At 64.9% G+C, this 9,553-nt stretch carries 13 protein-coding genes; 8 read left to right on the top strand and 5 right to left on the bottom strand.

Features of this window, described 5'->3' with window-relative positions:
* Window positions 1–19 precede the first annotated feature (19 nt).
* The 3 genes from PIJ50_RS14590 to grxD are packed head-to-tail and all read left to right on the top strand — an operon-like array spanning window position 20 to window position 785.
* Entirely contained in the window at window positions 20–259 is a 240-nt protein-coding gene (locus PIJ50_RS14590; protein WP_271976224.1) for a BolA family protein, read from the top strand.
* Window positions 259–426 (top strand): hypothetical protein, encoded by a 168-nt coding sequence (locus PIJ50_RS14585; RefSeq protein ID WP_271976223.1) that lies wholly within the window; start codon window positions 259–261, stop codon window positions 424–426. The genes PIJ50_RS14590 and PIJ50_RS14585 overlap by 1 nt, the downstream gene beginning before the upstream one ends.
* Window positions 423–785: a Grx4 family monothiol glutaredoxin gene (grxD, locus tag PIJ50_RS14580; RefSeq protein ID WP_271976221.1), complete on the top strand. Its 363-nt coding sequence runs from the start codon at window positions 423–425 to the stop codon at window positions 783–785. Before PIJ50_RS14585 ends, grxD begins: the two co-directional genes overlap by 4 nt.
* Before the next feature lie 28 nt (window positions 786–813).
* Here grxD and PIJ50_RS14575 read toward each other — a convergent pair whose 3' ends face one another.
* From PIJ50_RS14575 to PIJ50_RS14565, 3 genes are read right to left on the bottom strand one after another with little or no spacing between them, the layout of a single operon-like run.
* On the bottom strand, window positions 814–1,143 hold the full coding sequence (locus PIJ50_RS14575) for an MliC family protein (RefSeq protein WP_271976219.1): 330 nt from the start codon (window positions 1,141–1,143) through the stop codon (window positions 814–816).
* A complete protein-coding gene (locus PIJ50_RS14570) occupies window positions 1,140–1,514 on the bottom strand; it encodes a cell division protein ZapA (RefSeq protein ID WP_271976218.1) in 375 nt (124 codons plus the stop codon). Before PIJ50_RS14570 ends, PIJ50_RS14575 begins: the two co-directional genes overlap by 4 nt.
* Window positions 1,507–1,911 carry a hypothetical protein gene (locus tag PIJ50_RS14565; RefSeq protein WP_271976216.1) on the bottom strand — a complete coding sequence of 135 codons (405 nt, stop codon included), beginning with the start codon at window positions 1,909–1,911 and terminating at the stop codon, window positions 1,507–1,509. Before PIJ50_RS14565 ends, PIJ50_RS14570 begins: the two co-directional genes overlap by 8 nt.
* A gap of 161 nt (window positions 1,912–2,072) precedes the next feature.
* Here PIJ50_RS14565 and tkt point away from each other — a divergent pair, with 161 nt between their 5' ends.
* Window positions 2,073–4,088: a transketolase gene (gene tkt / locus PIJ50_RS14560; RefSeq protein ID WP_271976214.1), complete on the top strand. Its 2,016-nt coding sequence runs from the start codon at window positions 2,073–2,075 to the stop codon at window positions 4,086–4,088.
* 16 nt (window positions 4,089–4,104) lie between these two features.
* Here tkt and PIJ50_RS14555 read toward each other — a convergent pair whose 3' ends face one another.
* A complete protein-coding gene (locus PIJ50_RS14555) occupies window positions 4,105–5,040 on the bottom strand; it encodes a DUF808 domain-containing protein (RefSeq protein ID WP_271976213.1) in 936 nt (311 codons plus the stop codon).
* 180 nt (window positions 5,041–5,220) lie between these two features.
* Between PIJ50_RS14555 and gap (PIJ50_RS14550) the strand changes: the two genes are divergently transcribed.
* The 4 genes from gap (PIJ50_RS14550) to PIJ50_RS14535 all read left to right on the top strand — a co-directional run bounded on the left by gap (PIJ50_RS14550) (window position 5,221) and on the right by PIJ50_RS14535 (window position 7,731).
* A complete protein-coding gene (gap, locus tag PIJ50_RS14550; protein ID WP_271976211.1) occupies window positions 5,221–6,225 on the top strand; it encodes a type I glyceraldehyde-3-phosphate dehydrogenase in 1,005 nt (334 codons plus the stop codon).
* 12 nt (window positions 6,226–6,237) lie between these two features.
* A complete protein-coding gene (locus PIJ50_RS14545; protein ID WP_271976209.1) occupies window positions 6,238–6,378 on the top strand; it encodes a hypothetical protein in 141 nt (46 codons plus the stop codon).
* 70 nt (window positions 6,379–6,448) lie between these two features.
* Window positions 6,449–7,450, top strand: coding sequence for a type I glyceraldehyde-3-phosphate dehydrogenase (gene gap, locus PIJ50_RS14540; RefSeq protein ID WP_271976208.1), 1,002 nt, complete (start codon window positions 6,449–6,451; stop codon window positions 7,448–7,450).
* 77 nt (window positions 7,451–7,527) lie between these two features.
* Window positions 7,528–7,731, top strand: a complete 204-nt coding sequence (locus PIJ50_RS14535; RefSeq protein ID WP_271976207.1) for a DUF3072 domain-containing protein — start codon at window positions 7,528–7,530, stop codon at window positions 7,729–7,731.
* 9 nt (window positions 7,732–7,740) lie between these two features.
* Here the strand turns inward: PIJ50_RS14535 and lepA are convergent, their stop codons facing one another.
* On the bottom strand, window positions 7,741–9,540 hold the full coding sequence (lepA, locus tag PIJ50_RS14530) for a translation elongation factor 4 (RefSeq protein WP_271976205.1): 1,800 nt from the start codon (window positions 9,538–9,540) through the stop codon (window positions 7,741–7,743).
* Between the last annotated feature and the right edge of the window lie 13 nt (window positions 9,541–9,553).

Below are 9,553 nucleotides of genomic sequence, written 5' to 3'. Positions count from 1 at the left end.
CCAGCCAAAGGACATTCCCATGCCCATGGAAGCCCAAGACATCGAAGCCCTGATCCGGGAAGGTTTCCCGGACGCCAAGATCACCATCACCGACCTTGCCGGCGACGGCAATCACTGGGCGGCCGAGGTGGTGGACGAAAGCTTCAAGGGCATGAACCGCGTGCAGCAGCAGCGGGCCGTCTATGCCAGCCTGAAGGGCAAGATGGACGGATCGAACGGCGAGCTGCACGCCCTCGCGCTGACCACCAAGGCGCCGTGATGCGGGGCGCCGGGGCAAAGACCGCGCTTCTGGTGATCCGCGATCTTCCCCCGTTCGCCCGTTTCCGCATGTGCCCCGACATCGTGGGCTTCCTGAAATACGGTGGCAGCTACTGGCCACGCAAACGCAGATACGACCGCTGGCGCGCTGAAAGGATTTCCAGATGACCGCACAAGACCAGATCCGCGAAACGATCAACCAGAACGACGTCGTGCTGTTCATGAAGGGCACGGCGCAGATGCCGCAATGCGGCTTTTCCAGCCGCGTCGCGGGCGTGCTGAACTACATGGGCGTGGCGTTCAAGGACGTGAACGTTCTGGCGGACCCGGAACTGCGTCAGGGAATCAAGGACTTTTCGGACTGGCCGACGATCCCGCAGCTGTATGTGAAGGGTGAATTCGTCGGGGGCTGCGACATCATCACCGAGATGACGCTGTCGGGCGAACTGGACACCCTGTTCGCCAACCAGGGCATCGCCTTCGATCAGGAGGCGGCGGACAAGATCCGTCAGGCCAACGCCGAATGAGGAGAAGCCCCGGTTCCCCGGGGCTTTTTCAGTTCCGGGTGCAGGAGGTCAGTTCGGCCTCCTCCCCGTTCTCTCCGTCATGCCACAGAAGCGTCGCGTCGGACCCCTTCGTCCACCAGACGTAATGCGAACCGTCCGACGGCCAGCCATAGCGCGCGCCCGAGGCGGCAGTCTCCCCCTGCAACGTGATCTGGCTGCCTTCCACGTTCAGCACTGCGACCGACAAATCCTCCGCGTTCACATAGGTGACGGGCACCTGCACACCGCGATCGCAGGTGTAGGAGCCGTTGTCGAACGTCGTTTCGGCCCGCGCCGCGACGGGCAGCAGCAGCGAAAGGATCAGGGCGGCGCGCTTCATGATGCGGCGCGCTCCTCGATCCGGGCGGCCACGGCCTCGGCCCGGGCAGCGAGTTCGGCCATCGTTTCCACCACCACCGGCGGGATCACCGGAACCTCCACCCGTTCGGGCGGAGGGGCGGGACGGGACTGAAGCTCGTGCAGGGTGTGACGGGTGTTTGTCAGCTCCTGCTCCATCGTGATGGTCTTGTCGGCCAGCATCAGGCCGGCCATCAGCAGCATCCGGTCCGCGGGCATCCGGCCGATCTGCGCCAGAAGCGCGTCGGCCTGTTCGGACAGCTGCCGCGCGGCGGACCGCAGGAACTGTTCCTGCCCGTCCTGGCAGGCCACAGTGAAGGTCTTGTTGCCGATGACGATGTCCAGATCAGCCATGCTGCACCCCTTCGGCCTTGGTCACATGCGGCACCAGCGCCGCCAGCACCGCGTCCAGTTCGGCCCGGTCCGACGCGCGCAGGGCGCGCAAGCTTTCCACCTCGGCGGCCGAGGTGTCGCCCCGCATCTCGGACAGCTGCTCGTGCAACTCTCCGGCGGCGGAACGCAGGGTCTCCAGCTGTTCGGTCAGGCTCGCCACCTCAGCCTCCAGCGCCGCGATGCGGGCGGCGGAGCGTTCCTTCACGACCCGCAGGCGTTCGGCCAGCTGGGCGTTGACGTCCCGCTCCTCCTCCACCGCCCGCGATCCTGACGCGTTGCCCTGCAACCCTTCGGCCGCCGTTCCGATCCGTTCCAGCGCGCGGGAAATCCGCCGCTCCAACTCCACCAGATCCTGCATCCAGCCTCCTTCTTTCTGCGCGAATCGAGGTTCGCGCCGTCTTTCACCAAGTGTAGCGCGTATCCACGCGGGATTTAGCCCCCCAATCCCCCGGCGCGCTTGATCTTGCCGCCCCGGCTGATATGGACAACCCATCCCATCGAACAAAAGGAGCGCGCGCTTTGGATCTTCCCACCCTGCGCCGAGAGCACCCCGAGCACTGGTCGAAAGCCGTCGCCATCCGCACCCTGACGCTGGACGCGGTCGCGGCCGCAAATTCCGGCCATTCCGGCATGCCCATGGGCATGGCCGACGTTGCGACCGTGCTGTTCGAAAAGCACATGAAGTTCGACGCCGCCGATCCGCAATGGCCCGACCGCGACCGCTTCATCCTGTCGGCCGGCCACGGTTCGATGCTGCTGTATTCCTTGCTGCACCTGACCGGCTATGCCGACATGACGCTGGAGCAGATCAAGAACTTCCGCCAGTGGGGCGCCATCACGGCGGGCCATCCCGAATACGGCCATGCCGGCGGGATCGAGATGACGACCGGCCCGCTGGGCCAGGGCCTGGCCACCTCGGTCGGCTTCGCCATCGCCGAGGCGCATCTGAACGCCCGCTGGGGCAAGAAGATCGTCGATCACTTCACCTATGTCATCGCCGGCGACGGCTGCCTGATGGAGGGCGTGAGCCAGGAGGCCATCGGCCTTGCCGGCCGTCTGAAGCTGTCGAAGCTGATCGTTCTGTGGGACAACAACGACATCACCATCGACGGCAAGGTGTCGCTGTCGGACGTGACGGACCAGAAGGCGCGCTTCGCGGCCTCGGGGTGGGACGTGTTCGAATGCGACGGCCATGATCCGGCCGACATCGACCGCGCGATCACGGCCGCCAAGGCCTCGCCTCGCCCCGCGATGGTGGCCTGCACGACGAACATCGCGCTTGGCTCCTCGGCGCAGGACACCTCCACGGGTCACGGCGCGCTGACGGACGCCAAGCTGATCGCGGACACCCGCACCGCCTATGGCTGGGCCCATGGCCCGTTCGAGATCCCGGCCGACGTGAAATCCGCCTGGGAGGCCATCGGCCAGAAGGGCGCCGCCACCCATGCCGCGTGGAAGGCCCGTCTGGGCGCCCTGTCCGAAGCCAAGCAGGTAGAGTTCGCGCGTCAGGTCGCGGGCGACATGCCCAAGCGTCTGCCCGCCGCGATCCGCGCGCTGAAGAAGACGATCACGGAAAAGGCGCCGAAGCTGGCCACCCGTCAGGCGTCTGAAATGGCGCTGGAAGCGATCAACCCGATCGTCACCGAAACCATCGGCGGTTCGGCCGACCTCACGAAATCGAACAACACCAAGACCGCCGACATGGGCGTCTTCGACATCGACACGCCGAAAGGTCGCTACGTCTATTACGGCATCCGCGAACACGGCATGGCCGCGGCGATCAACGGCATCACGCTGCATGGCGGGCTGCGCGCCTATGGCGGCACGTTCATGGCCTTCACCGACTATGCCCGTCCGTCGATGCGTCTGGCGGCGCTGATGGGCATCCCGAGCGTGTTCGTGATGACCCACGACTCCATCGGTCTGGGTGAAGACGGCCCGACCCACCAGCCGGTCGAACACCTGACCATCTCCCGCTCCACCCCCAACACCTGGGTGTTCCGCCCCGCTGACGCCGTGGAAGCGGCCGAGGCGTGGGAGCTGGCGCTGACGACAAAGACCACGCCGTCCGTCATGGCGTTGTCGCGTCAGGGCGTGCCGACGGTCCGCACCACCCACACGCAGCGCAACCTGACGGCACAGGGCGCCTACATCCTTGCGGAATCCACCCGCAAGCGTCAGGTGATCCTGATGGCCACGGGGACCGAGGTCGCCATCGCCATGAAGGCGCGCGAGATGCTGGAAGCCCAGGGCATCGGCACCCGCGTCGTCTCTGTCCCGTGCATGGAGATCTTCGCCCAGCAGGACGAGGCCTACCGCCGCAAGGTCCTGCCCCCCGGCCCCGTCCGCGTCGCGATCGAGGCGGGCGTCCGCATGCCGTGGGACCGCTGGCTGTTGGGAGAGCGTGGAACCGAGAAGAAGGCCGGCTTCATCGGCATGACCGGCTTCGGCGCCTCCGCCCCCGCCGAGCGCCTGTATCAGGAGTTCGGGATCACGGCCGAGGCGACGGTCGAAAAGGTGAAGTCGCTTCTGTGACCTTCGAAGGCCGCCCCTAGTGGGCGGCCTTTTTCATGAAGGGGTGCGTAACGGCCACGATCAGGCCGCCCACCACCAGCGCGATGATCCCGTCGCAGATCGCCGCCACCAGCCACACCACAAAGCCATGCGCGACCCCAACGGCGCCCGCGACCGCTTCCGCCCAGTGGTGGATCGTCTCGTACGGGGCGGCCCAGACGGTTTCATGCAGCCCATGGGTCAGGATGTTCCCGCCCACCCACAGCATGGCCAGCGTTCCGATGAAGGCCAGCGCCGAAAGGAACTTCGGCATCCCGCGCACCAGCGCCATCCCGAAGCCGCGCATCCCCGGCGAACGTTTTGCCATCCCCAGCCCGATGTCGTCGATCTTCACCAGCAGGGCCACGGCGCCATAGACGCCCAGCGTCACCGCGATGCCCACGACGGCCAGGGCGATCGCCTCGACCCACAGGCTGTCGTTCTCGATCTGGCTCAGCGCGATGGTCATGATCTCGGCGCTCAGGATGAAGTCGGTCTTGATCGCGCCGGCGACCTTTTGCTCCTCCAGCTTGGCGGGATCGCGGGGGGTGTGGTCGGCGTCGGCCTTGGCGTCCGATCCGGGAGCCACCATGTGGAGCACCTTCTCCGCCCCCTCGTAGGCCAGATAGGCGCCCCCGATCATCAGAAGGGGCGTGATCACCCAAGGCAGGAACGTCTGAAGGATCAACAAGGCTGGCAGCAGGATCAGGATCTTGTTCTTCAGCGACCCCAGCCCGATCCGTCCGATCATCGGCAATTCGCGCGAGGCGTCGATTCCCGTGACGTAGCGTGGTGTCACGGCGGTGTCGTCGATGACCACCCCGGCTGCCTTGGTGCCCGCCTTGCCGGCCGCCGCCGCGATGTCGTCGACCGAGGCCGCCGCCACCTTGGCGATGCCCGCCACGTCGTCCAGCAATGCGAGAAGTCCGCTCATGACCTTGATACCCTTGTGAAATTCCTTCGCCTTATCTGGCCCGGGGGTTCGGCCGGGGCAAGCAAGCCGTTAGCGCAATCGCCCATGTTTGCGTTAACATATTGAAAACGTTCGATTTTTGCTTTCGTTCGGCGGCTGAACATCCTACATTCCCGACAACATCGTAAAAGGATCGGGTTCATGACCATCACGGTTGGCATCAACGGTTTCGGACGGATCGGGCGCTGCACGCTGGCGCATATCGCGCAATCGGGCCGGAACGACATTCAGGTGGTGGCCGTGAACGCGACCGGGCCGGTGGAAACGAACGCGCACCTGCTGAAATACGACTCGGTCCATGGCCGCTTCCCCGGCACGGTGCGGGTAAAGGACGGGATGCTGGACCTGGGCGGCAGCCCGATCCGCATGATGTCCACCTACGACCTTGGCGCGCTGGAATGGGACGGCGTGGACGTCGTGCTGGAATGCACCGGCAAGTTCAACGACGGCACCAAGGCCAAGGCGCATATGGAGCGTGGGGCGAAGTCCGTCCTGATCTCCGCCCCGGCCAAGAACGTGGATCGCACCGTGGTCTACGGCGTGAACGACCGCGACCTCCTGATCTCGGATAAGCTGGTGTCGAACGGTTCCTGCACGACGAACTGCCTCGCGCCGCTGGCCAAGGTGCTGAACGACGCGATCGGGATCGAATCGGGCATCATGACCACGATCCATTCCTACACTGGTGACCAGCCGACGCTGGACCGTCGCCATGACGACCTGTACCGCGCGCGCGCCGCGGCCATGGCGATGATCCCCACCTCCACCGGCGCGGCCAAGGCCTTGTCCGAGGTTCTGCCCGAGTTGAAGGGCAAGCTGGACGGGTCCGCCATCCGCGTGCCCACGCCCAACGTGTCCGCCGTGGACCTGACCTTCGTGGCCAGCAAGGACGTGACCGTGGCCGACGTGAACGCCGTGGTGGCCGAGGCCGCCGCCGGCGCCATGGGCAGCGTGCTGTCCTACGATCCCGAACCCAAGGTCTCGATCGACTTCAACCACACGCCGTTCTCGTCTATCTTCGCCCCGGACCAGACCAAGGTGATCGGCGGACGCACCGTCCGCGTTCTGGCCTGGTATGACAACGAATGGGGTTTCTCCTGCCGCATGGCCGACGTGGCCGCCGCGATGGGGCGCCTCCTTCACTGAAAAGGGGCGGACGTGACGAACAGGATTGCACTTTGGCTGGCCGCGGTGATCACCGCGGCCATTTGCCTTGATCTGGCGCTGGATCTGGGGGGCGTGCCCTTCCTGATGCGGCGCTTCGTGAAGCTGATCGATTGGCTGCAATTCTGGCGCTGAGGGGCTGTCACCCTTGCCACCTGTGCCGTTCGACCCCATGTTAGCGCCAACGCTAACTGGGAGAGAGCGCATGTCTGTCAAGGTTGCCATCAACGGCTTCGGTCGTATCGGGCGCAACGTGCTGCGCAGCATCATCGAATCCGGCCGCACCGACATCGAGGTGGTGGCCATCAACGATCTGGGTCCGGTCGAAACGAACGCCCACCTGCTGCGCTTCGATTCGGTGCACGGTCGTTTTCCGTCCGAAGTGACCACCACCTCCGACACCATCGACGCGGGCCGGGGCCCCATGCAGGTGACGGCCCTGAAGAACCCCGCCGAACTGCCCTGGGGCCATGTGGACGTCGTGCTGGAATGCACCGGAATCTTCACCGCCAAGGAGAAGGCGAAGATCCACTTGGAAAGCGGCGCAAAGCGCGTGCTGGTTTCCGCCCCCTCCGACGGGGCCGACAAGACGATCGTCTATGGCGTGAACCATGACAGCCTGACGAAGGACGATCTGGTCGTTTCCAACGCGTCGTGCACGACGAACTGCCTGTCGCCGGTGGCGCAAGTGCTGAACGACGCGATCGGCATCTCCAAGGGGTTCATGACGACCATCCACTCCTACACCGGCGATCAGCCGACGCTGGACACGATGCACAAGGACCTCTACCGCGCCCGCGCGGCGGCCCTGTCAATGATCCCGACCTCCACCGGCGCGGCCAAGGCCGTGGGTCTGGTGCTGCCGGAGCTGAAGGGCAAGCTGGACGGCGTCGCCATCCGCGTGCCTACGCCGAACGTGTCAGTCGTGGACTTCGTGTTTGAGGCCGCCCGCGACACCACGGTGGAGGAGATCAACACCGCGATCCGCACGGCCGCCGACGGGCGCCTGAAGGGCATTCTCGGCTACACCGACGCGCCCAACGTCAGCACCGACTTCAACCACGATCCGCGTTCGTCCATCTTCCACATGGACCAGACGCGTGTCATGGAAGGCCGGATGGTGCGCATCCTGACGTGGTACGACAACGAATGGGGCTTCTCCAACCGCATGTCGGACACCGCGGTGGCCATGGGCAAGTTGATCTGACCCAAGGGTGACAGGGCCAGGGCGGAACCTTTTCCGCCCGGCCGGGTTGGTGAACATTCGATGAACACGAGGGCATCATGGACAATCCGAAATCCCACCCCACCGGCAACGCTGAAAAGAACCCCGACGATTGGGTGACGGGCGACGAGCCGATGACCGGCGCGCAGGCCAGCTACCTCAAGACGTTGAGCGAGGAAGCCAATGCCGAATTCGACGACACGTTGACCAAGGCGCAGGCCAGCGAACGCATCGACGCGTTGAAAAAGGAAACGGGGCGCTAGGCCCCGTTTTCAGTTGTCCATCTTCAGGGCGCTGATGAAGGCTTCCTGCGGAATCTCCACCTTGCCGAACTGGCGCATCTTCTTCTTGCCGGCCTTCTGCTTTTCCAGAAGCTTCTTCTTCCGGGTGGCGTCGCCGCCATAGCATTTGGCCGTCACGTCCTTGCGCATCGCCGACAGCGTTTCCCGCGCGATGACCCGCCCGCCGATCGCGGCCTGGATCGGAATCTTGAACATGTGCCGCGGGATCAGATCCTTCAGCTTCTCCACCATGGCCCGGCCGCGCGACTCCGCACGGTCGCGGTGCACCATGATGGACAGCGCGTCCACGGGTTCGTCATTCACGAGGATGGACATCTTCACCAGATGATCCTCCCGGTATTCCGAGATCTGGTAGTCGAAGGAGGCGTAGCCCTTCGTCACCGACTTCAGCCGGTCGTAGAAGTCGAACACCACCTCGGCCAGCGGCAGGTCATAGACGACCATCGCGCGCGATCCGGCATAGGACAGGTCCAGCTGGATGCCGCGACGGTCCTGGCACAGCTTCAGGATGTCGCCCAGATAGTCGTCCGGCACCATGATCGTGGCCTTGATGCGCGGCTCCTCGATATGGTCGACATAGGTCAGGTCGGGCATGTCGGCGGGGTTGTGCAGCTCGCGCACTTCCCCGTCCTTCATGAACAGCTTGAAGACCACCGACGGCGCGGTGGTGATCAGGTCCATGTCGTATTCACGTTCCAGACGGTCGCGGATCACCTCAAGATGCAGCAGCCCAAGGAAGCCGCAGCGGAAGCCGAAGCCCAGCGCGGCCGAGGTTTCCATCTCGTAGCTGAAGGAGGCGTCGTTCAGCGCCAGCTTCTCGATCGCGTCGCGCAGATCCTCGAAATCGTTGGCGTCCACCGGGAACAGGCCGCAGAACACCACGGGCTGCGCCGGCTTGAAGCCCGGCAGCGCCGTGTCGGTGCCCTTGCGTTCATGCGTGATGGTGTCCCCCACCCGCGTGTCGCGCACCTGCTTGATAGAGGCGGTCAGAACGCCGATCTCGCCCGGTCCAAGCTCGGCGATGTCGACCATCGCTGGCTTCAGCACGGCCAGCTTGTCGATGCCATAGACGGCGCCCGTCTGCATCATCTTCACGCGGTCGCCCTTGCGGATGACGCCGTCCATCACGCGGATCATGACGACCACGCCCAGATAGGGGTCGTACCACGAATCGACCAGCATCGCCTTCAACGGCGCGTCGCGTTCACCCTTCGGCGCCGGAAGACGCGTCACGATCGCCTCCAGCACCTCCGGAATGCCCATACCGGATTTCGCCGAAATCGGGATTGCGTCCGAGGCGTCGATGCCGATCACATCCTCGATCTGCGCCTTCACGCGGTCGGGTTCGGCGGCGGGCAGGTCGATCTTGTTCAGCACCGGCACGATGTCGTGCCCTGCGTCGATCGCTTGGTACACGTTGGCCAGCGTCTGCGCTTCCACGCCCTGCGACGCGTCCACGACCAGAAGCGAGCCTTCGACGGCGCGCATCGACCGCGACACCTCATAGGCGAAGTCGACGTGGCCGGGGGTGTCGATCAGGTTCAGGATATAGGTGTGACCGTCCTTCGCCGGATACTCGATCCGCACGGTGTTGGCCTTGATGGTGATGCCCCGCTCACGCTCGATGTCCATGCTGTCCAGCATCTGGGCCTTCATGTCGCGTTCGGCCACCGTCCCCGTCAGCTGGATCAGCCGATCTGCGAGGGTGGATTTGCCGTGGTCGATATGCGCCACGATGGAGAAGTTGCGGATGCGATCAAGCTGGGTCATGGCGCGCATATGA

The organism is Falsirhodobacter sp. 20TX0035, from assembly GCF_028307215.1.
Taxonomy (GTDB): domain Bacteria; phylum Pseudomonadota; class Alphaproteobacteria; order Rhodobacterales; family Rhodobacteraceae; genus Falsirhodobacter.
Note: the sequence above shows the minus strand (reverse complement) of the source record. Positions and strands in the feature narration are given on the sequence as shown.

Bases quoted from the DNA above. Each gene is read 5' to 3' on its own strand.
- PIJ50_RS14575 (WP_271976219.1), bottom strand. From the start codon at position 1,143: ATGAAGCGCGCCGCCCTGATCCTTTCGCTGCTGCTGCCCGTCGCGGCG.
- PIJ50_RS14590 (WP_271976224.1), top strand. From the start codon at position 20: ATGCCCATGGAAGCCCAAGACATCGAAGCCCTGATCCGGGAAGGTTTC.
- grxD (WP_271976221.1), top strand. From the start codon at position 423: ATGACCGCACAAGACCAGATCCGCGAAACGATCAACCAGAACGACGTC.
- PIJ50_RS14585 (WP_271976223.1), top strand. From the start codon at position 259: ATGCGGGGCGCCGGGGCAAAGACCGCGCTTCTGGTGATCCGCGATCTT.
- lepA (WP_271976205.1), bottom strand. From the start codon at position 9,540: ATGACCCAGCTTGATCGCATCCGCAACTTCTCCATCGTGGCGCATATC.
- PIJ50_RS14570 (WP_271976218.1), bottom strand. From the start codon at position 1,514: ATGGCTGATCTGGACATCGTCATCGGCAACAAGACCTTCACTGTGGCC.
- gap (WP_271976211.1), top strand. From the start codon at position 5,221: ATGACCATCACGGTTGGCATCAACGGTTTCGGACGGATCGGGCGCTGC.
- gap (WP_271976208.1), top strand. From the start codon at position 6,449: ATGTCTGTCAAGGTTGCCATCAACGGCTTCGGTCGTATCGGGCGCAAC.
- PIJ50_RS14555 (WP_271976213.1), bottom strand. From the start codon at position 5,040: ATGAGCGGACTTCTCGCATTGCTGGACGACGTGGCGGGCATCGCCAAG.
- PIJ50_RS14565 (WP_271976216.1), bottom strand. From the start codon at position 1,911: ATGCAGGATCTGGTGGAGTTGGAGCGGCGGATTTCCCGCGCGCTGGAA.
- PIJ50_RS14535 (WP_271976207.1), top strand. From the start codon at position 7,528: ATGGACAATCCGAAATCCCACCCCACCGGCAACGCTGAAAAGAACCCC.